Origin of the sequence: Serratia sp. AS12, from assembly GCF_000214195.1 — a bacterium.
GTDB lineage: Bacteria > Pseudomonadota > Gammaproteobacteria > Enterobacterales > Enterobacteriaceae > Serratia > Serratia plymuthica.
In genome coordinates this window covers 2,195,429-2,219,018 of record NC_015566.1, presented here as the reverse complement: position 1 = coordinate 2,219,018, position 23,590 = coordinate 2,195,429, and the positions used below count along the sequence as shown (strand labels likewise).

Below are 23,590 nucleotides of genomic sequence, written 5' to 3'. Positions count from 1 at the left end.
CGCTACACCTTGGCGCGTAGCCGTTTTTATATAAGAAAAATGATTGGAGACATTGGGGATGAATTTTCCGCTGGTAATTAACGTGGTGGTTTTTGTCGCCCTCCTTTTGCTGTTGGCGCAAACCCGCCATAAGCAATGGAGCCTGGCGAAAAAAGTACTGGTCGGCCTGGTAATCGGCGTAGTGTTCGGCCTGGGCCTGCAACTGGTGTATGGCTCGGATAACCCGGTCCTGAAAGAATCCATCAGTTGGTTCAACATTGTCGGTAACGGCTATGTGCAACTGCTGCAAATGATCGTAATGCCGCTGGTATTTGCCTCAATCCTGAGCGCGGTAGCCAAGCTGCACAATGCCTCTTCACTGGGCAAGATCAGTTTCCTGACCATCGGCACCCTCCTGTTCACCACGCTTATCGCCGCGTTGGTAGGTGTGCTGGTGACCAACCTGTTTGGCCTGACCGCAGAAGGCCTGGTGCAAGGCACGCAAGAAAGCGCGCGCATGGCGGCGATCCAGAGCAACTACGTCGGTAAAGTGGCGGATCTGACCGTACCGCAACTGGTGCTGTCGTTCGTGCCGAAAAACCCGTTTGCCGATCTGACCGGCGCCAGCCCGACTTCGATCATCAGCGTAGTGATCTTCGCCGCCTTCCTGGGCGTGGCTTCGCTGCAATTGTTGAAAGACGATAAAGAGAAAGGCCAGCGCGTGCTGGTGGCTATCGACACCCTGCAAGCCTGGGTGATGAAGCTGGTGCGCCTGGTGATGAAACTGACTCCGTACGGCGTACTGGCATTAATGACCAAAGTGGTGGCCGGTTCCAATATCCATGACATCGTAAAACTCGGCAGCTTCGTGGTGGCGTCTTATCTCGGTCTGGCAATCATGTTTGGGGTGCACGCCCTGCTGCTGGCCTTCACCGGCGTTAACCCGGCGAAATTCTTCCGCAAGGTCTGGCCGGTCATCACCTTCGCCTTCACCAGCCGCTCCAGCGCCGCCAGCATTCCGCTGAACGTTGAAGCGCAGACTCGCCGCCTGGGTGTACCGGAATCCATCGCCAGCTTCTCCGCTTCGTTCGGTGCTACCATCGGCCAGAATGGGTGTGCAGGTCTGTATCCGGCGATGTTGGCGGTTATGGTTGCCCCAACCGTTGGCATCAACCCGCTGGATCCGGTGTGGATCGCCACGCTGGTGGGTATCGTCACCATCAGTTCTGCCGGCGTTGCCGGTGTGGGCGGCGGTGCCACCTTCGCCGCGTTGATTGTACTGCCTGCGCTGGGCCTGCCGGTCACGCTGGTCGCTTTGCTGATTTCGGTCGAACCGCTGATCGACATGGGCCGTACCGCGCTGAACGTCAGCGGTTCAATGACCGCCGGCACCGTCACCAGCCAGTTGATGAAGCAGACGGACAAAAGCATTATGGACAGCGAAGACGAAGTGGAACTGGCTCACCAGTAAGTGTCGTCCGCAATAAAAAACCGGAGCTGCGATGCTCCGGTTTTTTTATGTCTGCGACAGCGGTTCATTTAAAGGATAAAGGCGCTCCCGTGAGCGGCGCACCTTTACGCATCAACCACCGGCAGGATCAGAAGGGGTAATCGTGGTAGCCCATTTGCTCGGAAATGTTACGCGCGGCGGTATGCAGGCGTTTAACGTAATCCGCCTTGGCATCTTCGGAGAAACGGATAGTGGGGAACGAAATGCTAAGCCCGGCGATCACCACGCCAAAGCGATCGAATACCGGCACCGCAATGCAACGCAGCCCCTCTTCCTGTTCTTCAATATCTTCACCCACTCCGTGCTCGCGCACCTGTTCCAATACTGACAGCAGCGCAGCGGCGCTGGTAAGGGTATTTGGAGTACTGCGGGTAAACTCAATCTGCGACAGGATTGCTTCCACTTCCGCCCGATCGCGCCAAGCCAGCAGCACTTTACCGATGGCGGTGCTATGCAATGGGTTACGGCGGCCGATGCGGGAATACATCTGCAGGTTGTACATCGAGTCGATTTTATGGATGTAGACAATACTGTCTTCATCCAGCGCCCCGAGGTGAATGGTTTCACGGGTGTGATTCGACAACTCGCGCATCTGAATATCGGCGCTGCGGACCAGATCGACGTTCTGCAGCGACTTGGCGCCGAGTTCAAACAGCTTGAGAGTAAGCGCATATTTTTCCGATTCCCCTTCCTGCGACACATAGCCCAGCGACTTCATGGTCTGCAGAAAACGATAGACGGTGCTTTTGGACATCATCACCCGTTGGGAAAGCTCAGTAATGCCGATTTCGCGTTCATCGCCCAGTGCTTGCAAGAGACCAAACACTTTCAGCACTGATGAAACAGAATCCGGTTGTTTATCTAAATCTGCGTTAGCCATAGTAAATACCCTACTCAGCTTTTCTGTTTTAAGAAATTTGAACACGGGTTTCAGTATACGCGCAAGCCCTGACACCGTGCAATGAAACCAAGAAAAAATGCTTGAAGATTAATGAATTAGACTCTCATTCTCATCGGTTATTACAATTGAGCCGGCCACTGAAGGTGCAATTACCGACGAATATGATTAGCATGTTAATACTCCCCTGTATTAATACCTTCGAGATCAACATGCGTTCTTGTACTGACGGCCTCCCCGTCCCACAACGCTATGGGGCCATCCTCGCTATCGCCCTGGGCATTACCGTTTCCGTGCTTGACGGTGCGATCGCCAATGTGGCGCTGCCCACCATCGCACGCGATCTGAACGCCAGCCCGGCCAGTTCGATCTGGGTGGTTAACGCCTATCAGTTGGCCATCACCATTTCACTGCTGTCGCTGGCCTCGCTCGGTGACCTGATTGGTTATCGCCGTATCTATCAGGCCGGCTTGTTGGTCTTCAGCATTACCTCGCTGTTTTGCGCCCTATCCGATTCGCTGGTGACATTGACCATAGCCCGCGTGCTGCAGGGGTTTGGCGCCGCCGCCATCATGAGCGTCAACACTGCGCTTATCCGCATTATCTATCCGCAGCGCTTTCTCGGGCGCGGCATGGGCATCAACTCACTGATTGTCGCTTTTTCCTCGGCGGCGGGCCCCACGGTAGCGGCGGCGATACTGTCCGTGGCATCCTGGCAATGGCTGTTCGCCATAAATCTGCCGATTGGTATTGTGGCGCTGGCGCTGGGGATGAAGTACCTGCCCGCCAACAGCCAGAAAAGCAGCAATCAGCGTTTTGACCCGACCAGCGCCGTGATGAACGCCCTGACCTTCGGGCTGCTGATCACGGCCATCAGCGGCTTTGCCCAAGGTCAGAGCCTGACGCTGATATTCAGCGAGATCGCCGTACTGCTGGTGATCGGCTTCTTCTTCGTCCGCCGCCAGCTGCGGCAAGAGTTTCCACTGCTGCCGGTCGACCTGTTGCGCATCCCGATTTTCGCCCTGTCGATGGGCACCTCGATCTGTTCCTTCGCTGCGCAAATGCTGGCAATGGTCTCGTTGCCGTTCTTTCTGCAAAGCACGTTGGGACGTGATGAGGTGGCTACCGGGCTGCTGCTGACCCCCTGGCCGCTGGCGATTATCGTTATGGCGCCGATCGCCGGGCGGCTGGTGGAGCGCGTTCACGCCGGGCTGTTGGGCTGTATCGGGTTGGGAGTGTTTGCGCTAGGGCTGTTCCTGCTGGCGATGCTGCCGCATAACCCGTCGGATCTGGATATCATCTGGCGTATGGTGCTGTGCGGCGCCGGATTCGGGCTGTTCCAGTCACCCAATAACCACACCATTATTTCTGCCGCGCCCCGCAACCGCAGCGGCGGAGCCAGCGGCATGCTCGGCACCGCCCGCCTGTTAGGACAAACCTCCGGCGCCGCGCTGGTGGCGCTGATGTTCAACCTGTTCCCCACCTCCGGTACGCACGCCTCGCTGATCCTCGCCGGTACCTTCGCCACGCTGGCGGCAGCGGTCAGCAGCCTGCGTATCACCCAACCGCGCGCGGAGCCGGTGGAACACAGCCCGCAGGCCAAATAGCAGGCATAAAAAACCCCGGCAAGCCGGGGTGTTTAACCTTCTCAGCGTTACTTCAGATACTGACCTGAACGCAGCGCTTCGATACGCTTGTCGAGCGGTGGGTGCGACATGAACAGTTCGCTGAACGACTTGGATTTGCCGTTGATGCAAAACGCCATCATGCTGCCCGCTTCCTGCGGCTCGTAGCTGGTTTTCAGACGCTGCAGCGCAGCAATCATCTTCTCGCGGCCCACCAATTTGGCGGAACCTGCATCGGCGTAGAACTCACGGTGGCGTGAGAACCACATGGTGATGATGCTGGCCAGAATGCCGAACACCAATTCCAGCACCATCGACACACCGAAGTAAATCATCGGGTTGCCGTTGCTCTCGCCTTCACCGTCGCGGTTGCCGAGGAAACCGGCGGCCACTTGCGCAATCAGGCGCGAGATAAAGATCACGAAGGTGTTCACGATGCCCTGAATCAGCGTCATGGTGACCATGTCGCCGTTGGCGACGTGGCTGATTTCGTGTGCGATAACCGCTTCCGCTTCATCCCGACTCATGCTCTGCAACAGGCCGGTACTGACGGCAACCAGTGAAGCATCACGGCGTGCGCCGGTAGCGAAAGCGTTAATGTCCGGTGCGTGATAAATAGCGACCTGCGGCATGGCAATGCCTGCCTGCTGCGACTGGCGGCGCACCGTTTCCAGCAACCAGTTTTCGGTTTCGTTACGCGGCTGTTCAATCACTTCCCCGCCTACGGAGCGCAGCGCCATCCATTTGGACATCAGCAAGGAGACAAACGCACCGCCGAAACCAAACAGACCGGCCATAATCATCAGACCCTGAACGCTACTGGATTGGATTCCTGTCAGGCTGAGCACCAGCCCGAAAACCAACATCACCGCCAGGTTGGTGAGCAGGAACAGAGCTATACGCATCATAAAATGTTTACTTCCTCATAAATGTTAACAAAACACTGTCTCGGATACCCTAGATCGTATGGGCATTCGTCACAGTTTCAAGAGTTGCACGCCATTAACCTACTAAAAATACGAAACTTTACAAAATCGGCGTTCCAGCATGGCTTTTCAAATTGTAAACGATTGTTGCGTAATGCGGTGGTTTTTCTGCGGCAAATCAGCGGTGTTTGTTGTTCAAACGCCCAAGGTGGGTATAGGCGAAACCTTGGGCATATTTCAACCCGTAACCCAAGGTGCGGTCAAAGCCGATATGGGCACTCCAAATCAGCGCCGTCATCAGCCAGAACGGCTGCGGGAAAAAGACAAACAGTAAGGCGCACAGCGCCGGACCGATATAGGAATGAGCAAGGTTATAACCGATCGCCCCCACCTTTTTGCCAAACGCATAGCCCAGGAATGAAATGTCCGGTATCAGGAAACAGCCAGCGAACAGCCACCCGCTGTAATCCCGGTGGTGATACAACGCTACGGACACCAACAGAACCAGCAGCGACTCAAGCCGCAGAGTAACGCGCATCGGGGGAGTTAGTTCGCTCATCTTGCCTCACAGGATGTTTGACGCCTAAATGCGCCTTCAGCGGCGCTTAACAAAAAACGCACCCGAAGGTGCGTTTTTTATTTACTCGACTGCGTTATTTCGCCGCCGGCTGTTGGGTTGGCTGCGCCTGTTCAAGGTGAGCCAGATCCAGCGCGATATGCACGCTTTCATCCAGGTATGGGTCCGGCTCCTGGTAATCCTTCGGCAAATCTTCCAACGCCTTCAACGGTTTTTTACCGGCACGCTGCAGACGATCGTTGATGCGCTGCAAACGGGTAGCGTCATCATCGTGGTTCTCTTTCTCGCGCTGAACAAGATTGAGTGAGACGATGTTACGCTTGTCTTTCAGCGCCTTGTAATGAGCGATGTCCTGCGCGATGTACTGGAACTCCGGATCCTTGGCGATTCGCTGCTCATGGTCTTTCAGCAGTTCAGGATCGAACGCCGTCAGGTCGCCGGTTTTGCTGTAGGTAGCCGCATTGATGCTGTCCCAAGGCATGGCATTATCTTCGAACGCCTCGCCGGTTTCCGCTGGATCGACACCGGTAGGCATCAAGATGTCCGGCGTTACGCCCTTACGCTGGGTACTGCCGCCGTTAACGCGATAGAACTTCTGGATGGTGTATTGCACCGAGCCCAGCGCCGGCCATTCCGGCCGCAGCATTTGATCGTAAATGCGGTTCAGCGAGCGATACTGTTGCACCGTACCTTTACCGAAGGTCGGTTCACCAACAATCAGCGCACGGCCGTAGTCCTGCATCGCAGCGGCAAAGATCTCGGAAGCAGAGGCGCTGAAGCGGTCAACCAGCACCACCAGCGGGCCTTTGTAGTAAACGATGCCGTCGGTGTCCGCGTCTTCACGCACTTTGCCGTTGTTGTCACGCACCTGCACCACCGGGCCGCTCGGAATGAACAAACCGGAGAGCGAGACCGCTTCGGTCAACGCGCCGCCGCCGTTGGTTCGCAGATCGATGATCAGGCTCTTGACGTTCTGCTTGGCCATCTTCTGCAGTTGCACTTTTACGTCATCGGTCAGGCCCACGTAGAAGCCAGGAATGTCCATCACCGCCACTTTCTCTTTGCCGACGGTCTTGATGGTCATTTTCACCGCACGGTCTTCCAGGCGGATACGTTCGCGGGTCAGCGTCACTACGCGGGTTTTGGTGCCCTTGCCGGCTGGCAGGATTTCCAGACGCACTTTGCTGCCCTTCGGCCCTTTGATCAGGGAAACCACGTCGTCCAGACGCCAGCCGATAACATCGACCACAGGTTTACCCGTCTGGCCGACGCCGACAATGCGGTCACCCACGGTGATCGCCTTGCTCTTCGCGGCCGGGCCGCCCGGCACCATGGAGTTGATCAACGTGTAATCGTCATCCATCTGCAGCACCGCACCAATGCCTTCCAATGACAGGCTCATCTCGGTGTTGAACTGTTCGGTGTTGCGCGGGGAGAGATAGTTGGTGTGCGGGTCGATCTCATGCGCAAAGGCATTCATCGCCAGTTGGAACACGTCTTCGCTGTTGCTTTGCGTCAGGCGCTTAATGGCGAACTGATAACGTTTGATCAGCGTTTCGCGGATTTCTTTGTCGGTTTTGCCGGTCAGCTTGAGGTTCAGCTCGTCATATTTGACTTTCGCATCCCACAGGCTGTCCAGTTCGGCCTTGTCTTTCGGCCACGGCGTTTTGCTGCGGTCGAGATCGATAGTTTCGTTGCCGGTAAAGTTCATCGGCTTTTCGAGCAACGACAACGCATAGGTGTAACGCTCAAAACGGCGTTTCTGGGCCAGATTGTACAGCGCGTATGGCGTATCCAGCTTACCGCTTTTCAGTTCTTCGCCCAGCTGATTGCGCTTGTCGGCGAACTGCGCCACGTCGGAGGCCAGCAACACGTTATGGTTGTAGTCCAGCATATTCAGGTAGCGATCGAAGATCTTGCCTGAAAAATCCGCATCGAGGGCAAACTGGCGGTAATGAGAGCGAGTGAAGCGCGAGGTTACGCGCTCACTCACAGTAGCATGCTGCGGTTCCTGATGAAGCTGAGGCAGTTGGTCGATGCGGATGTTGGCTGTATCCGCTCCGTAACTGACACCCGCCCACAACAGACCCGCGACCGCTGTTAATCTGACAAATTTGTTCATGCCTTGGTTGGCCTCCGTATCAGAACTGCAAGTGTTCTGCGCGCACAATCATCGCCAGACCGGAAGAGAGCTGCACACGTACGCCATCTTTAGCGATTTCAAGTACGGTTGCATCCATCGCGCTCTGGCCTGCTCTGACTTTGATTTCTTGGCCAATTTGCAGTTTAGAGATATCCGTGACTGGCACATGACGCTGCTGGCTTTCCTCTTTTGCTGCACGAGGTTGGCGAGCTTGCTGTGGGCGAGTTTGTGGGCGCGGCTTGCGGTTCTCCGGTGCGGCTCCGCCTTCGCGACGTGCAGCAGGTTTTTTACCGGCTGGACGTGGACGGCGTGGCTCGGCATCGGCTGATTCACCGGCAGCTTCACGTTTTTTGGCATTTTGTTCGGCACGCTGAGCCTGAACGCGCGCTTTGGCTTCTTCAAGCTGTTGGCGGGCATGGTCGACATGCTGCTGTTCCAGCTCACCGCACGGATTACCGTCCAGATCGACGCGCTGCGCGCCAACTTTGACACCGTACAGATAACGCCAGCTTGAGGTGTACAGGCGCAGTGCAGAACGTAATTGCGTTTTGCTTAAGCTTTCTTCCCCCTGAACACGCTCTACCAGATCTTGAAAAATACCGATTTTCAACGGGCGAGCTTCGCCCTCGGCGCTAAAGCAGAGCGGAAAACGCTCGGCAAGAAAAGCAATGACTTCTTTACTAGAGTTCAACTTAGGTTGATTTTCCATGAAATTTCCTGATTACAACGGGTTGCCAACAAGCCACAGGCATGAACAGGCGTCATTATAATGACGTCATCGGTAAATGCCACGTTAACCGTAGATCAACTTGCCGTCACAGTGATGTATTTCGCACTATCACAGTGTTCCAGTTGCACGCAAAGCCCCGCCACCACTGCTTCCAGACCCTGTTGGTCCTGTTCGTCGAAACGTTGATAAACTGTGCTGTCGATATCAAGAACGCCGATGATCTGACCGCTAACCTGCAGCGGCAGTACGATTTCCGCATTACTGGCCGCGTCGCAGGCGATGTGACCCGGGAATGCATGGACGTCGCCAACGCGCTGCACGCGATTTTCCGCCACCGCGGTTCCGCATACGCCCTTGCCCACCGGAATGCGCACGCAGGCGATTTTCCCCTGGAACGGACCGAGCACCAGTTGGTTGCCGTCCATCAGGTAAAAGCCGGCCCAATTGACGTCGTCAAGACGCTCATTAATCAAGGCGCTGGCGTTGGACAGTGCGGCAATGAAGTTGGTTTCCCCGTCGAGCAACGCACCCAAATCGCGTTTTAATTCCGCGTAGAATTCTTCTTTTGTCATTTGTTAACCATGGTTATCTATTCCCGTGCTGAGTAGAGAGAAACACAGGAACCAGTCATAATGTGCGCAAGCTACAATAGATTTGATTTTCTATTGTATATCATGCAGGTAGTTTCGCTGTCTTGCCATTTTCCTGTCGGCTTACCTCCAGCATAATTGCTATTGCGCCGCGTTGTCCAAAGCAATCATGAGACGTTTTGAAACAGGGAGTTAGCGCAAGGAACTGCGGCTCAAACGCCCTGAAATTTATTCTTTTAATATCAATACATTGGTAGTTATGACGTTCAACGACGCGCAAGACCAGCCATCCGTTGCCTCCGCCGGCAGCCCGCAAATGGCCGCCGTGGCTATAATGAAGTCATGTCCAGAAAGGCCACCCCAGCAAATGCAGCGGCGAGCGTCGGCCCGCATTGTGCTTCCTACAAAAAATGCGTATAGCCATCGGCTTATTCATCTGTTGCTTCACAAACCCCTGCCGGGCAAGGTATGTTTGCCTCGCAGAAACCCTGTTTACCGCGCCGCGCGTTACCCGAAGCGGGTTACAGCAGGTTTATTTTTCAGCCACGCTATCCCTCCGGCGGGCTTTAGAGCAGCTTTGTCATGATGAAAATACACGCGATCACCGGCCCTCTTTCCAAAGCACGCCACCAGCGTTGTTGCGAATGCGACCTGCTGTTCGTGTTGCCGCCGCTGAACGGCAATCAGGCCGCTTACTGCCCACGCTGCAATGCTAAAGTGGTACATGGCCGCGACTGGTCGATGACCCGCCTGACCGCCATGGCGGTCGCCATGCTGCTGCTGATGCCGTTCGCCTTCAGCGAGCCGCTGATCAGCATCCGCCTGTTGGGCACGCGCATTGACGCCAGCCTGCTGGAAGGCATCTGGCAGATGAGCCGCCAGGGCGACCCGCTCACCGCCAGCATGGTGGCGTTCTGTACCCTGGGTGCCCCTTTGACGTTGGCGCTGTCGCTGCTTTACCTGCGTTTCGGCCACGCCATCGGCATGAATTTACGGCCGGTACTGCTGATGCTGGAGCGGTTGAAAGAATGGGTGATGCTCGATATTTACCTGATCGGCATGGCGGTAGCGGCGATAAAAGTCAAAGAGTATGCCGATATCCAGGCCGGCAGCGCGCTGATAGCCTATCTGTCGCTCACGCTGCTCAGTATCCTGACCCTGATTCACCTCAATCTGGAGCAGCTGTGGGAGCGCTATTACCCGCAGGAACAGCCGGAAGGCCCGCCGGCGGCACTGCATGTTTGCCTGTCGTGCCATTTCACCGGCTATCCGGACGAGCGTGGGCGCTGTCCGCGCTGCCATATTCCCATGTGTCACCGCCAGCCTTATAGCCTGCAAAAAACCTGGGCGGCGCTGATTGCGGCGATGATCTTGCTGATCCCGGCCAACCTGCTGCCGATTTCCATCGTTTACGCCAACGGTGCACGGCTCGAAGACACCATTTTCTCCGGGGTCGTGTCGCTGGCGACCTCCGGCAACGCACCGATCGCCGCTATCGTTTTTATCGCCAGCGTGCTGGTACCCTTTACCAAAGTCATCGTGCTGATCACCCTGCTGTTCAGCATACACTTCAAGACCTCGCACAGCCTGAAGACGCGCATTCGTCTGCTGCGACTGGTCACCTGGATCGGTCGCTGGTCCATGCTCGATCTGTTCGTCATTGCGTTGATGATGTCGCTGGTGAATCGCGACCAGCTGTTATCTTTTACTATGGGGCCGGCAGCCTTTTACTTTGGTTCTGCGGTCATTTTAACTATTCTTGCCGTAGAGTGGCTGGATAGCCGATTGATTTGGGATGCACATGCAACAGGAAACGCCGAATACACCGACTGAAGCGCGGGTCAAAAACAAGCGCCGCATTTCGCCATTCTGGTTACTGCCGTTTATCGCCCTGCTGATCGCGGGATGGCTGGTTTATAGCAACTTTCAGGAGCGCGGCAGCACGGTCACCATCGATTTCCAGTCTGCGGCGGGCATCGTCGCGGGCCGTACCCCTGTGCGCTATCAGGGGGTGGAAGTCGGCACAGTGCAGTCCATCAGCCTGAGCAAGGATCTGCGCAGCATTGTGGTTGAAGCCAGCATCAAGAGCGATCTGGAAGATTCGTTGCGCGAAGGTACCCAATTCTGGTTGGTTACGCCAAAAGCCTCACTGGCCGGGATATCCGGCCTGGACGCGCTGGTCGGCGGTAACTACATCGGTATGATGCCGGGTAGCGGCAAAGAGCAAACCCATTTCACCGCGCTCGATACCCAACCCAAATACCGTCTGAACACCGGTGAACTGATGATTCACCTGCATGCCGACGACCTCGGTTCGCTCAATACCGGTTCGCTGGTGTATTACCGTAAGATTCCGGTCGGCAAAGTCTACGACTACACCATTGCCGAAGGTAATAAGGGCGTTACTGTCGACGTGCTGATCGACCGCCGCTTCGCCAATCTGGTGAAAGGTAACAGCCGCTTCTGGAATGTTTCAGGCTTTAAGGGCGATTTCAGCCTGGCAGGCGCCTCGGTACAGGTTGAGAGCCTGGCGGCGCTGGTCAACGGCGCAATCGCCTTTGACTCCCCGCCCGACGGTCAACAGGCCAAGGCCGACCAAAGCTATGACCTGTACCCGGATCTGGCGCACAGCCAACGCGGCGTGAACATTACGCTGGATCTGCCGAGCGGCAATAACCTCAGCGAGAACCGCACGCCGCTGATTTACCAGGGGCTGCAGGTGGGCACCTTGACCAAGCTGACGCTGCAGCAGGACAGTAAGGTCAGCGGCGAACTGACCGTCGATCCCTCCGTGGTGGACCTGATGCGCAGCGGCACGCGCATTGTGATGCGCAGCCCGCGCCTCAGTCTTAACGACGCCAAAATCAGCCAACTGCTGACCGGCAATACCCTGGAACTGGCGCCGGGTGACGGAGAACCGCAGCAGCATTTCAACGTACTCGACAGCAGCGAAACCCTGCTGCAACAGCCGGGTGTGCTGACCGTGACGCTCAATGCCCCGCAAAGCTATGGCATCGACGTAGGCCAGCCGCTGATTGTGCACGGCGTCAAGGTCGGCCAGGTGATGAGCCGCGCACTGACCGACAGCGGCGTAGTATTCACCGCCGCCGTCGAAGCCCAATACCGCCGCCTGCTGCATAAAGACAGCAAATTCGTGGTCAACAGCCGCGTCGACGTCAAGCTGGGGATCGACGGCATGGAAGTGCTGGGCGCCAGCGCGCAAGAGTGGCTGGATGGCGGCGTGCGCATCATCCCCGGCAGCAAGGGTGAGCCGGTCGGCCAGTATCCGCTGTATGCCAACGCCGAGAAGGCCGAGGCCGGCATTATCGGCAACAGCCCAACGCCAACCCTCACGCTGAACGCCGTCAGCCTGCCGGACGTGCAGACCGGTTCGGTGGTGCTGTACCGCAAATTCCAGGTGGGCGAAATTGTTAACGTTCGCCCGAAAGCCAACGAGTTTGAGGTGGACGTCTATATCAGCCCGGAATACCGCAAACTGCTTACCAGCGAAAGCATCTTTTGGGCCGAAGGCGGCGCCAAGGTTCAACTGAACGGCAGCGGCCTGTCGGTACAGGCTTCGCCGCTCAACCGGGCGTTGAAAGGCGCCATCAGCTTCGACAATCTGCAGGGCGTGACGCTGGATAAAGGCGCCAAACGCGTGCTGTATGCCAATGAAACCGCCGCCCGCGCGGTAGGCAGCCAGATTGTCCTGAGAACTTACGATGCCAGCAAGCTGTCGCCCGGCATGCCGCTGCGTTACCTCGGCATCGATATCGGTCAGGTGGATTCGCTCAAACTGGCGCCGGAGCGCAACGAAGTGCTGGCCAAAGCGGTGCTGTATCCGGAATACGTACAGACCTTCGCACGTCTGGGCAGCCGTTTCTCCGTAGTGTCGCCGGAAATTTCTGCGGCGGGGGTCAGCAACCTCGATACGTTGCTGCAGCCGTATATCAACGTTGAACCAGGCCGAGGGCGCGAACTGCGCAGCTTCGAACTGCAGGAAGCCAGCATCACCGACTCACGCTATCTGGACGGCCTGAGCGTGATCCTCGACGCAGCGGAAACCGGCTCGCTGCAGGTCGGCACTCCGGTGCTGTTCCGTGGCATGGAGGTCGGTACCATCACCGGTTTCTATCTGGGCGCCATGTCCGACCGCGTCCACGTTGCACTGCGCATCAGCAAGAAATATCAGCACCTGGTGCGCAACAACAGCGTGTTCTGGCTGGCCTCCGGCTACAACTTGCAGTTCGGCCTGACCGGCGGCGTGATCAAGAGCGGCACCTTCCAGCAGTTCATCCGCGGCGGCATTGCCTTCGCCACCCCGCCAACCATTCCGCTGGCGCCTAAATCGACGCCGAACAAGCACTTCATGCTGAATGCGGAAGAGCCGAAAGACTGGAAGGAATGGGGCACCGCAATCCCAAGGGATTAAGCGCGTAACCCAATGCCGGCAGGGGGGCCCCACTCCCCCTGTCGGCCCGTTTTATGCTAGAATCCCGCCCTTATTTTGATTGTTGCCAGAGAGCTCGCCCCGTGGCCAAACCTGCCTCCGTTTTTTTGCCTCCCGCTTTTCTCGACGCGACGCGCGCCGTCATGCCCGCCGAACTGTCGATGGACGATTTTATAGCCGCCTGCCAACGCCCGCTGCGCCGCAGCCTGAGGGTCAATACGTTGAAGATCAGCGTCGCCGATTTTCAGGCGTTGGTGAACGATTATGACTGGCGGTTGGAACCCATTCCCTGGTGTGCGGAAGGTTTTTGGATCGAGCGTGAGGATGAAGAGTTGCGGCTTGGCAGCGCGGCGGAACACCTGAGCGGCCTGTTTTACATTCAGGAAGCCAGCTCAATGCTGCCCGTCAGCGCACTGTTCGCCGATCGGGAAAAACCGCATCGGGTACTGGACGTCGCCGCAGCGCCGGGTTCCAAAACCACCCAGATTGCCGCGTTGATGAACAATCAGGGCGGTATCGTGGCCAACGAATACTCCGCCAGCCGGGTTAAAGTCCTTCACGCCAACATCAGCCGCTGTGGCGTAAAAAACGTCGCGCTGACCCACTTTGACGGCCGGGTGTTCGGCGCGGCGCTGCCGGAAAGCTTTGATGCCATTTTGCTGGACGCCCCCTGCTCCGGCGAAGGCGTGGTGCGCAAAGACCCGGACGCCATGAGCAACTGGTCGCCGGAAAGCGTTGCCGCTATTGCGGCAACCCAACGCGAACTGATCGACAGCGCTTTCCACGCTCTGGCCCCTGGCGGCGTCATGGTTTACTCCACCTGCACGCTCAACGCGCAGGAAAATCAGCAAATCGTCAACGGCCTGTTGGCGACCTACGGCGATGCGGTGAGCATTGAACCGCTGGGCGAGCTGTTCCCCGGTGCGGAAAAGGCGCTTACCACCGAAGGCTTCCTGCACGTCTTCCCGCAGATCTACGACAGCGAGGGCTTTTTCGTGGCACGCCTGCGCAAGAACCATTCTGTTACCCCGTTGCCGAAACCGAGTTACAAACTGGGCAAATTCCCGTTCACCCCGCTTTCCGGCAAGGATTCGACCGTGGTTAGCCAGGCCGCAGCAACCTCGGGGCTCGCCTGGGATGAAACCAGCCGACTGTGGGCGCGCGATAAAGAGATCTGGCTGTTCCCTGCCGAACTGGAGCCGCTGATCAGCAAAGTGCGCTTCTCACGCATCGGGGTGAAGCTGGCCGAGTGTTTCCCTAAAGGATACCGCTGGCAACATGAAGCCGTTATCGCGCTGGCCACCGCCGACGGCAAACAGCGTTTCGAGCTGGACGCCGCGCTGGCGCAAGAGTGGTATCACGGCCGCGATCTGTATCCGGAGCCACCGCCGCAGAGCGATGAATGCATCCTGACCTACCAACAGCAACCGCTGGGTATCGCCAAACGTATCGGCAGCCGCATTAAAAACAACCTGCCGCGCGAACTGGTCCGCGACGGCACACTGGATTTCCATCAATAATTTATTAATTGGCCGGGAAATCCCGGCCAATTAATACCGTTAATAATATTCCTAAGGGTAAGCATTACCCTTCTAATGATTCTACATTTACGCCTTTCTGCTTCCCAGACTGCACAATATTGATACCTTTCAAAATAAAGAAAATTTTTAGCCCCCCCCACCAAGACAATTCTGAATTCTTATCCTATTAATTAACCTATAAAGAAATTAATGCGTTCAACCTTTTTTGGATGGCGCTTTGCGGATCTCTCTGGCACAGCAAGGAACAAAAAATGAAAAATACTCTGGTGGCATTGGCCTCGGTAGCAACCCTGCTGTGCGCAAACGGCGCAGCCAACGCAGCGGGTACCATTCAGGGCAACCTGGGGGTGACGTTAACCATTGGCGCAGGTTGCGTCGTGGGTGGCGGAAACAGCAGCGGCTCAGTCAATGATTTTGGCTCCATCAGCTTTGGCACCTACTCCTCGCTTGCAAATATTATCGACGCCAGCGCAACCGGTTCCGGCGGCGCAGGCACGCTGTCGCTGACCTGTACCAGCGGGACCGACTATACCGTAGCGCTGGACAACGGGCTGCACGTGACCTCCGGCACTCAGCGCCGCATGGCCAGCGCCGCCGGCGCCTTTATCAATTACAACCTCTACCAGGATCAAGCCCGCGCTACCGCCTGGGGCAGCGGCGCTAACGCCCGAACCGGCACCGGCACCGGCGCGGCAGTTCCTCTGATTGTTTACGGCCGTGTCCCGGCTGCGGGCAGCACTCCGGCGGCCGATACCTATAACGATACCGTGACGATGACGGTAACCTGGTAAGGGTGCGGCAGGCGGTTTTCGGTTGCGGATTACTGGCGTTAAGTCTGGCGGTTTATGCCGATAGCAAAACCGCCAATATTGGCGTCAGCGCCACTCTGCTGAATGCGTGCGAAGCCGGCAGCAGCTCGGGGGGCAACGTCAGCTTCGGCTCGCTGAACTTTGGCACGGTGTATTTTCTCACTACCGCCGTCAGCGTAGCCGGGCAACAAAATGCCGGTGCCATCCGCGTTAAGTGCAACAACGGCACCAGCTACAACGTGCTGCTTGGCGGTGGGCAAAGCGGCAACACCGCAGCCCGCTACCTGCAAAGCGCTGCCAGCCAACGGGTAAACTACAACCTGTACACCAACAGCGCCCATAGCGTCATTTGGGATAACCTGACCGGGGTATCCCAAACCGCTAACGGCCAGGATAACTGGTTGCCGGTGTATGGCATGATCCCGGTGCAATCCACCCCGCCGGTCGGCAGCTACACCGATACCGTACAGGTGACCATCAATTGGTAACGGCAATGCGCATTTCAGCCTGCGTGCTACTGCTCGGGATGACGGCGGCCCCGGCAATCGGTGACACCGGTGTCAATGACTTGCAAAAGAGCACGCCCCTTACCGTCAATGCAACGGTAGTCAAAGGTTGCGTCTTGGGCAGCGGCAACAGCGATGTCACCACCTTCGGCACCCTCAGCTTTGGTCAGATCTCTTCGTTGGCCAGCAATATCAGCATCGTTTCCAGCGCCGGGGCCGGTTCAGTGCTGCTACGTTGCAACCCGGGCCTGAGCGTCACGCTGGCGCTTGGCGTCGGCAACAACATCACCGGTTCCCTCTCCGCAGGGCGAAAACTAAAAAATACCCTGACCACGGAGACGCTGCTTTATCAACTCTACCAGGACAACAACTACTCCACGCTGTGGGGCGATGGCGGCAACGGTGGCGCTGCGCAAGTGATCGCCGCCACCGGCAGTACTCAGGAAATAAAAGTTTATGCCCGTTTGTTTTCGGCCAGTACCCTGCCCACCAGTGGCACTTACAACGATACGGTCTTACTGACGGTAACTTATTAAGTACTTTGAATAAGGATTTAGCTATGCGAATTCCCTTCCGTCTGCCGTTGACGGCAGCGCTGCTGCTTGTCGGCCAGCAACAGGCACTGGCTGCAGCGTCGATTCTGATTTGGCCCATCGATCCGGTAATTGAAGATCAACAGCCCGCAACGGCGCTGTGGTTGGAAAACCGCGACACTAAACCGGTCTACATGCAGGTACGGGTGCTTGGCTGGAGGCAAACCGACGGCAAAGACGATTACAGTAACCAGAGCGAGGTGATCGCCAGCCCGCCGGTCGCCTCGATAGCGCCGGGCAAGCGCCAACTGATCCGGTTGATTAAGCAGACCCCGCCGCCCGCCGGCCAGGAACGTGCCTACCGCATTCTGATTGATGAAGTGCCGGTAAAAGAAAACGACAGCTCATCCACGCCCGCCGGTGCCCAGATGGGGCTGAAATTCCAGATGCGTTATTCCGTGCCGCTGTTTGTCAGCGGCCAGGGCGTCTGGACCAAGCCGGATTCTGAAAAACCTCGCGACTACGCCACCGCCAACCAACCGCAACTCAGTTACCGGCTATTGCAGCAAAGCAGCCAACGCTGGCTGGAAGTGCGTAATCAGGGCATTGTGCACGCACGCATCTCCAAAGTGACGATACAGGGAAAAACGCTCAATGCCGGGCTGATGGGTTACGTGTTGCCCGGTTCGCAAATGCGCTTTGCCGTGCCGCCTTCAGGCAGTTTCAGCAGCGGTAAACTGCAGGCCACGGTCAATGACAATAAACAACCGATAACCTTCTCGTCTTACTGAGTTTCACATGCGGTTAACAGGGACGCCGTCACTCAGGAGCAACGGATTCGGGCTGAAGCCGTTGGCATTCGCCATACTGTGCGCGGTGGCTACGCCGTGGGCGCCGCTTGCGCGCGCCGATGATTTGCCGCCGCCGCCCAGCGCCATCAGCATGCCGGATACCACCCTGTATCTGGAGCCGGTGGTCAATGGCCGCCAGACCGGCAAAGTGGTGCCGGTGAACTACCGTGGCGGCCACTATTATCTCACGCCGCAGCAATTGATTGACGCCGGCCTGCCGGTGGCGGACAAGCAGGCAAAAGAAATTGCGGTCGACCTGTTGAAGCAGGTGGATGTCACTTACAGCGGCGAAACCCAGCAATTGCTGATCAACATCCCCAACGACTGGCTACCCAAACAAAAATTCAACGCGCAGAACCCGCTGGATCGCCTGCCGGCGCAAAGCAGCCTCGGCCTGCTGTTCAATTACGACGTTTACGCCAGCCAAAGCAACGCCAACGGTCAGCCGGGCTACCTTTCCGCCTGGAGCGAACAGCGGCTGTTTGACGGTTTTGGCGTGGTGGCGAACACCGGCATTTTCCGTGGCAGCTTTAACCGCTCCAGCAGCGATAGCCAGGAGAGCCGTTATATTCGTTACGACAGCCAGTGGCGTTACACGGATGATGAACGTCTGCTCAGCTATACCGCCGGCGATCTCACCACCGGCTCACTGCCCTGGAGCAGTGCCGTGCGTATTGGCGGCATCCAACTGGCGCGTAATTTTACCGCCCGCCCAGACCTGATCACCTATCCGCTGCCGCAGTTTTCCGGCCAGGCGGCGGTGCCCAGCAGCGTCGATCTGTATATCAACAGCTATAAAAACAGCACCACCAGCGTCAATCCAGGCCCCTTCACCCTGGATACGGTGCCCTACATCAACGGCGCGGGCGAGGCCAGGGTGGTCACCACCGACGCGCTGGGCCGCCAGGTCAGCACCCTGGTGCCTTTTTATGTCGCCAGCAACCTGTTGCAAGCCGGCATGAGCGATTTCAGCTTTTCCGCCGGCGCCCTGCGCCGAAATTATGGCCTGAATTCAGCCGATTACGGCCAATGGGTCACCAGCGGCAGCGGACGTTACGGCGTCACGGACTGGTTGACGATGGAAGGCCGCGCCGAAGCGGCGGCGGAACTGGCGGTGGGCGGTGCAGGTGCCGATATCAAACTCGGCCAGTGGGGCGTGTTCAACGCGTCGTACAGCTACAGCCAGGCCGGCGACAACGCGTTTAACGATTATCAATCTTCGCGACAGATAAACTATTACGATCCGCTGACCGGCCAACCATTGCCGCAGCCCGATCCGCAAGCGGTCTACCAATACACCAGCAACCGGGGCGATCAAAGCAGCTTCGGCTACACCTACAGCAACCGGTATTTCAGCCTCAACGCCCAGCGTATCCTGCGCAGTGCCGGCTTTGGCGATGTTTCGGTTTATAAGAGCGACTACCGCCTAAGCCGCCGTACCGATCAACTCACCGGCAGCCTCGGCCTTGGCCGCGCCGGCAGCATTGGCGCCGGCTATTTCGACGTGCGTGACGCTATCGGCACGCGCACCCGGCTGGTCAACGTCTCCTACAGCCTGTCGTTATGGCGCAACATGAGCCTGTATGCCTCGGTCAACCGGGAGATCGGCAGCAGCGGTTACAGTACCCAACTACAGCTCTCCATTCCCTTCGACAGTTGGGGCACTGCCAGCGTCAGCGCTTCCCGCGACAACAATAACCGCTGGAGCGAACGCGTCAGCTACAGCCGCGCCGCGCCGACCGACGGTGGCCTGGGCTGGAACCTGGCCTACGCGGATGGACAAAACAGCAGCAGCTACCGTCAGGCCGACATGACCTGGCGCACCCGTGTACTCGAGGCTCGCGCCGGAATGTACGGCAACAGCGACGACAATACCCGCTGGGGAGAAGTGAGCGGCTCGCTGGTGATGATGAAAGGCGATCTGTACGCCACCAACACCATCAACGACGCTTTCGCGCTGGTCTCAACCCAAGGCTACCCGGACATTCCGGTGCGCTATGAAAATCAGTTGATCGGCGTGACCAACGCCAAAGGCTACCTTCTGGTGCCGACTGTGACTTCGTATTACCACGCCAAATTCCAGATCGACCCGCTCAACCTCCCTGCGGACGTTGCCATTCCTACCGTCGAAAAAACCGTGGCGATCCGCGATCACAGCGGTTTCCTGGTCGATTTTCCGGTTCAGCCGATCTCCGCCGCCGACGTCAAACTGGTCGATGCGCAAGGCAAACCGCTGGCCAACGGCAGCGAGGTTGCGGTGACCGGCAGCAGTCAACGCAGCTATGTCGGTTGGGACGGCATGGCCTATCTGGATCCGGTGCAGCAGCACAACCGGTTGAGCGTTATTCCCGCAGACGGTAGCGCACCTTGTCAGGCGCAGTTCAGCCTGACAAAAACGCAGGGCATCCAGAGCATCGGGCCGATCGTTTGCCAGTAACCCATTTATGGAGAAAGATATGATTCGGGGATTCAAAGCGATATTACTGACGCTGATGCTACTGGCAAGTCAGCGGGCGTTGGCTGACTGCACCACCACCAATGGCAGCGTGACGCTGCCGGGCGGCAGCTCTTTCAGCGTCTACAACGGCCCGACCAGCGCCCAGGGTACTGCCGGACTGAACTGCACCGGCCTCGGCCTGTCGCTGCTGACGCAAAATACCGTGACGGTGAAAATCACCTCGACCACCCACAACATGGCGATAGCCAACACCGACGGTTCCGGCGATCAAATTCCGTACCTGATTTACCCCGATTCGAATTACCAATACGCGTTCAGCGTCGGGCAAACTATCGACTACAGCTCTTTGAACCTGCTGTCGCTGATTCTGATCTCATCCAACGTCAACTTCCCAATGTATATCAGGACCACCGCCGGGACGAACGTACGGTCCGGCACCTATACCGATACCGTCAACCTGACCTGGAACTACCATATCTGCGGTCTGGGCGTGCTCGGTCTGTGCATCTGGTGGGACGGCGTCAACAAAACCAGTACCGTCACCGTTACCGCCGTGATCACCAAAGACTGCCTGCTTGGCACCGCGCAAAACGTCAATTTTGGCAGCATGGCGCTGGTGGGCCAGTTTAATCCGGTGAACCAGAGCATCACCCTCACCTGCACCAAAACCGAGGGTTATAACACCTATTTCACCAACGGCAATAACCCGGTCACCGGTTGGCGGCAGATGAAAAGCGGCACCAGCAATTTTATGCAGTATCAAATTTACCTGCCCAATACCACCACCGTCTGGGACAGCACCAATAAGCAAAGCGGCGCCGGCACGGGGCTGGCGCAAAGCATTCCCTATCTGGCGGTGATTAACGCTGCGCAAACCGAAAGGCCGGTCGGCGCCTATCAGGACAATCTCAGCTTTGTCGTGGAATATTAGCCCCATGCGCTAGTCGCTTGCGGCGATTGTTGCCAGTTTGTATTTTTTATGTGGCATTTTTTGCTCATTTGGCTATGCTCATAGAGGTGACCTCAACTGGTCATACCTCATACCAGAAAATCGAGCAAGGAGTTCCAATGGGCAAAACCGTGGTAAAAATAGGCAGTTTTGAGGTTGATGATGCGCATTTGTCCTCCTCGTCCGAGCAGGCCAGCACGCTGACCATTCCCTGCAAGTCGGATCCCGACCTGTGCATGCAATTAGACGGTTGGGATGAACACACCAGCATTCCGGCGACGCTGGATGGCAAGCATTCGCTGCTGTTTAAGCAGCATTACGATCGGCAATCCGACGCCTGGGTGATGCGGCTGGCATGAACAACGATGAACTGAAAAACGCGCCGTGTACCACAGGGAACACGGCGCGTTTTTTTATGTGATGGCGATACCGCGACCGGCGAAGAAACGGCCAAAACGGCTCAGCGGCAGCGTCACCTGTTGGCGCGTGGCTTGGCTGTCGCCGGAAGGATTGTGAAAGGTTACGTTCTCGGCCTCAACGGCGGTGACCAGCACCAGATGGCCGCCCCGCTGCGGCGGGTGCCGATCGGGCTGGCGAATGCCTGGGTGCACCGAAGCCATAAAATAGCGTCGCTGCGCCAGCAATTGCGGCAACGCTTCCACGTCGAGGCCGACCCGCACCTCGGCGTCCAACGCAAACTGCTCACGCACATAGTCGACAAAGGGCGCGTAGATCAGCCCTTTGATGTGCTCGCCATCACGCACATAGGCACCGTACGGCAGGCTGCGGCGCGCCAGCTCCAACACCGGCGGCGCATCGCCGTCGCGGTGGCTCAGGACCATTTTCAGGCAGGCCATGCCGCAAACGTGATTGGCCCATTCGATATATTCCGCCCGATCGCGCGCCCCGCTGCGCGCCCAGTTGACGTCTTGCGCCAATGTCGCACGCCCGGCAATCAGATCGGCCGCCAGTTCAGGCGTCGCCCATTGGCAAACGTAGGGGACCGCGCTCGTCAAATCAGAAAGTCTCTATCACTTTGAAATTCATCAGCACCAGCGTCATATCCGGCGAAAACAGGTCGTACTCTTCAAAGAAACTCTGCAGCTCTTTACGCCAGTAAGCCAATGAACGATCGCCTTCCCCTTCGGCATAGGCATGCGCTTCATCAACCTGATCGTAGGTTTTCATCTCCACGGTGGTCAGTTCTACCGCACAGATCGGAACATTTTTACCGTCAACCACCACAAACACGTCGCCGGCCAGCGGGATACCTTCCCCGTCAAGATTGGAACAGGTGGCGGTCTTGGTGCCATTGAGGATCAGCTTGACCACATCATCAGCCTGCTGCTCGGTGTTGCCGAACGCCCAACGCTCGGTGTTCTCATATTTCTTCGGAATTGCTTCTGCCATTGCCTTACCTTATTAAATGAATCATTGTGCAGAGAGAATAGTACAACGTATTCCCCGCCGCCTGCACCTGCCGAATTCACCGCGCTGCGGCGCAAATCCACACCATTTACAGGCTTTTTACGGTAAATCTCTGTGCCTGCGCCGGGACAACAGGCATACTGTGAGCGATATTCACACCATGGCTTACAACCAGGCGGTAAAATGAAAAATGACGACAAAGACCCCGATGACACCTTCAGTGACTTATTAAAAGTCATTGCGCTGGTCGTGATTGCTCTCTTTGTTATCGGCGGCTGGTATTTCAGCTGATCAATAGAACAGGAGATCACCTTGGCAACCAAACGCATGCGCACCAAGCACTGGAAGATGTTTCTGATTTTGTTGTTAATCTGCGTCGCCCTGTTGTTATTGCGCTGGGCGGCAATGGTCTTCGGTTAACCCCCACCCGACCGAACGCCGGCGCTATTTTCAGTTACGTCGTTCGCCCGGCGTTTTAGCCACCGGCTCCAGCAGTTCCCGCAGATAGGCTATTCGTGCCTCCCCCTGCGGCAACCACAGACGGCACAACCGATTTTGCACTTCTGCCTGCCGGCTCAGGCGAAAGTATTCCGCCAGTTGATCGACCAGTTTCATCACGCACCCTCCAGATATTCGACAAGCTAAGTATTGGGCGAAAAAACCAGAAGAAACACTGATGCCTTATTTTTTATGCTTCCGGTTTTAGCGTTGTGCGACCGGTGCAGTGGCGAACCCCGGGCCCAACTGCTACATTGACCAAAAATCACCCAGCCGAGGTAAACGATGATGTTCTCGGAGCAGGAGATAAAACCCGTGTGGGATGAGGTCGCCCGTTTGATCGGTGACAGCGTGATGCAACTGCGCCATCGCGGCGAGGTATTATCGGTAGAAACGCTGGCGAAGCACCTGGCGCGGCAGTTGGCTGAAAGCAACGATATCGAACGCCGGATCCTGATCGGTGCGGCAATCAACATGCTGAAAGATGGAAAGTGAATCGCCAACCGGAATGGTTGGCGATTCGGCAGAAGCCCGAGGTATGCAAGCCCGGCCTTCTGAGCGTTACTATGTCAGGCTGCCCCGATGAAAT

At 57.1% G+C, this 23,590-nt stretch carries 23 protein-coding genes; 14 read left to right on the top strand and 9 right to left on the bottom strand.

The window, feature by feature from the left end:
- Nucleotides 1-58 precede the first annotated feature (58 nt).
- Nucleotides 59-1,450, top strand: a complete 1,392-nt coding sequence (locus tag SERAS12_RS10365) for an L-cystine transporter (protein ID WP_013812613.1) — start codon at nucleotides 59-61, stop codon at nucleotides 1,448-1,450.
- A gap of 127 nt (nucleotides 1,451-1,577) precedes the next feature.
- Here SERAS12_RS10365 and kdgR read toward each other — a convergent pair whose 3' ends face one another.
- Complete coding sequence (gene kdgR / locus SERAS12_RS10360) at nucleotides 1,578-2,369, bottom strand: DNA-binding transcriptional regulator KdgR (RefSeq protein WP_013812612.1); 792 nt, start codon at nucleotides 2,367-2,369, stop codon at nucleotides 1,578-1,580.
- A 230-nt stretch (nucleotides 2,370-2,599) separates the two neighbouring features.
- Between kdgR and SERAS12_RS10355 the strand changes: the two genes are divergently transcribed.
- On the top strand, nucleotides 2,600-3,994 hold the full coding sequence (locus SERAS12_RS10355) for an MFS transporter (RefSeq protein WP_013812611.1): 1,395 nt from the start codon (nucleotides 2,600-2,602) through the stop codon (nucleotides 3,992-3,994).
- Nucleotides 3,995-4,041: 47 nt separating this feature from the next.
- On the opposite strand, the gene htpX is transcribed toward SERAS12_RS10355, so the two are convergent.
- The 5 genes from htpX to SERAS12_RS10330 all read right to left on the bottom strand — a co-directional run bounded on the left by htpX (nucleotide 4,042) and on the right by SERAS12_RS10330 (nucleotide 8,960).
- Complete coding sequence (gene htpX, locus SERAS12_RS10350; protein ID WP_006320327.1) at nucleotides 4,042-4,920, bottom strand: protease HtpX; 879 nt, start codon at nucleotides 4,918-4,920, stop codon at nucleotides 4,042-4,044.
- 196 nt (nucleotides 4,921-5,116) lie between these two features.
- Nucleotides 5,117-5,497: a DUF4260 domain-containing protein gene (locus SERAS12_RS10345; RefSeq protein WP_013812610.1), complete on the bottom strand. Its 381-nt coding sequence runs from the start codon at nucleotides 5,495-5,497 to the stop codon at nucleotides 5,117-5,119.
- A 94-nt stretch (nucleotides 5,498-5,591) separates the two neighbouring features.
- The gene (prc, locus tag SERAS12_RS10340; protein ID WP_013812609.1) at nucleotides 5,592-7,637 is read right to left on the bottom strand and encodes a carboxy terminal-processing peptidase; all 2,046 of its coding nucleotides are present in this window, start codon (nucleotides 7,635-7,637) and stop codon (nucleotides 5,592-5,594) included.
- Between the two features lie 19 nt (nucleotides 7,638-7,656).
- Nucleotides 7,657-8,367 carry an RNA chaperone ProQ gene (gene proQ / locus SERAS12_RS10335; protein ID WP_004943519.1) on the bottom strand — a complete coding sequence of 237 codons (711 nt, stop codon included), beginning with the start codon at nucleotides 8,365-8,367 and terminating at the stop codon, nucleotides 7,657-7,659.
- Nucleotides 8,368-8,462: 95 nt separating this feature from the next.
- A complete protein-coding gene (locus SERAS12_RS10330) occupies nucleotides 8,463-8,960 on the bottom strand; it encodes a GAF domain-containing protein (protein WP_013812608.1) in 498 nt (165 codons plus the stop codon).
- A gap of 603 nt (nucleotides 8,961-9,563) precedes the next feature.
- Between SERAS12_RS10330 and yebS the strand changes: the two genes are divergently transcribed.
- The 10 genes from yebS to SERAS12_RS10280 all read left to right on the top strand — a co-directional run bounded on the left by yebS (nucleotide 9,564) and on the right by SERAS12_RS10280 (nucleotide 21,434).
- On the top strand, nucleotides 9,564-10,811 hold the full coding sequence (yebS, locus tag SERAS12_RS10325; protein WP_041416567.1) for a membrane integrity lipid transport subunit YebS: 1,248 nt from the start codon (nucleotides 9,564-9,566) through the stop codon (nucleotides 10,809-10,811).
- Nucleotides 10,780-13,410 carry a PqiB family protein gene (locus tag SERAS12_RS10320; RefSeq protein ID WP_013812606.1) on the top strand — a complete coding sequence of 877 codons (2,631 nt, stop codon included), beginning with the start codon at nucleotides 10,780-10,782 and terminating at the stop codon, nucleotides 13,408-13,410. Before yebS ends, SERAS12_RS10320 begins: the two co-directional genes overlap by 32 nt.
- Nucleotides 13,411-13,511: 101 nt before the next feature.
- A complete protein-coding gene (gene rsmF / locus SERAS12_RS10315; protein ID WP_013812605.1) occupies nucleotides 13,512-14,948 on the top strand; it encodes a 16S rRNA (cytosine(1407)-C(5))-methyltransferase RsmF in 1,437 nt (478 codons plus the stop codon).
- A gap of 272 nt (nucleotides 14,949-15,220) precedes the next feature.
- Nucleotides 15,221-15,760 (top strand): spore coat U domain-containing protein, encoded by a 540-nt coding sequence (locus tag SERAS12_RS10310; RefSeq protein ID WP_013812604.1) that lies wholly within the window; start codon nucleotides 15,221-15,223, stop codon nucleotides 15,758-15,760.
- Between the two features lie 2 nt (nucleotides 15,761-15,762).
- On the top strand, nucleotides 15,763-16,266 hold the full coding sequence (locus tag SERAS12_RS10305) for a spore coat U domain-containing protein (protein ID WP_013812603.1): 504 nt from the start codon (nucleotides 15,763-15,765) through the stop codon (nucleotides 16,264-16,266).
- Between the two features lie 5 nt (nucleotides 16,267-16,271).
- Nucleotides 16,272-16,820 (top strand): spore coat U domain-containing protein, encoded by a 549-nt coding sequence (locus tag SERAS12_RS10300; RefSeq protein ID WP_013812602.1) that lies wholly within the window; start codon nucleotides 16,272-16,274, stop codon nucleotides 16,818-16,820.
- Nucleotides 16,821-16,843: 23 nt separating this feature from the next.
- Nucleotides 16,844-17,608: a molecular chaperone gene (locus tag SERAS12_RS10295; RefSeq protein WP_013812601.1), complete on the top strand. Its 765-nt coding sequence runs from the start codon at nucleotides 16,844-16,846 to the stop codon at nucleotides 17,606-17,608.
- Nucleotides 17,609-17,615: 7 nt separating this feature from the next.
- Nucleotides 17,616-20,105 carry a fimbria/pilus outer membrane usher protein gene (locus tag SERAS12_RS10290; protein ID WP_013812600.1) on the top strand — a complete coding sequence of 830 codons (2,490 nt, stop codon included), beginning with the start codon at nucleotides 17,616-17,618 and terminating at the stop codon, nucleotides 20,103-20,105.
- A gap of 19 nt (nucleotides 20,106-20,124) precedes the next feature.
- The gene (locus SERAS12_RS10285; RefSeq protein ID WP_013812599.1) at nucleotides 20,125-21,057 is read left to right on the top strand and encodes a spore coat protein U domain-containing protein; all 933 of its coding nucleotides are present in this window, start codon (nucleotides 20,125-20,127) and stop codon (nucleotides 21,055-21,057) included.
- A 137-nt stretch (nucleotides 21,058-21,194) separates the two neighbouring features.
- Nucleotides 21,195-21,434: a YebV family protein gene (locus SERAS12_RS10280; protein ID WP_004943489.1), complete on the top strand. Its 240-nt coding sequence runs from the start codon at nucleotides 21,195-21,197 to the stop codon at nucleotides 21,432-21,434.
- Between the two features lie 54 nt (nucleotides 21,435-21,488).
- Here the strand turns inward: SERAS12_RS10280 and SERAS12_RS10275 are convergent, their stop codons facing one another.
- Nucleotides 21,489-22,091 (bottom strand): C39 family peptidase, encoded by a 603-nt coding sequence (locus tag SERAS12_RS10275; RefSeq protein ID WP_013812598.1) that lies wholly within the window; start codon nucleotides 22,089-22,091, stop codon nucleotides 21,489-21,491.
- A 1-nt stretch (nucleotide 22,092) separates the two neighbouring features.
- A complete protein-coding gene (locus SERAS12_RS10270) occupies nucleotides 22,093-22,485 on the bottom strand; it encodes an ASCH domain-containing protein (protein WP_013812597.1) in 393 nt (130 codons plus the stop codon).
- A 330-nt stretch (nucleotides 22,486-22,815) separates the two neighbouring features.
- Between SERAS12_RS10270 and yniD the strand changes: the two genes are divergently transcribed.
- Nucleotides 22,816-22,923 carry a small membrane protein YniD gene (yniD, locus tag SERAS12_RS26605; RefSeq protein ID WP_020438901.1) on the top strand — a complete coding sequence of 36 codons (108 nt, stop codon included), beginning with the start codon at nucleotides 22,816-22,818 and terminating at the stop codon, nucleotides 22,921-22,923.
- Nucleotides 22,924-22,953: 30 nt separating this feature from the next.
- Here the strand turns inward: yniD and SERAS12_RS26445 are convergent, their stop codons facing one another.
- Nucleotides 22,954-23,118 (bottom strand): hypothetical protein, encoded by a 165-nt coding sequence (locus SERAS12_RS26445; RefSeq protein WP_013812596.1) that lies wholly within the window; start codon nucleotides 23,116-23,118, stop codon nucleotides 22,954-22,956.
- A 168-nt stretch (nucleotides 23,119-23,286) separates the two neighbouring features.
- Between SERAS12_RS26445 and SERAS12_RS10265 the strand changes: the two genes are divergently transcribed.
- Nucleotides 23,287-23,496, top strand: coding sequence for a hypothetical protein (locus tag SERAS12_RS10265; RefSeq protein ID WP_004943477.1), 210 nt, complete (start codon nucleotides 23,287-23,289; stop codon nucleotides 23,494-23,496).
- Nucleotides 23,497-23,590: the final 94 nt, after the last annotated feature.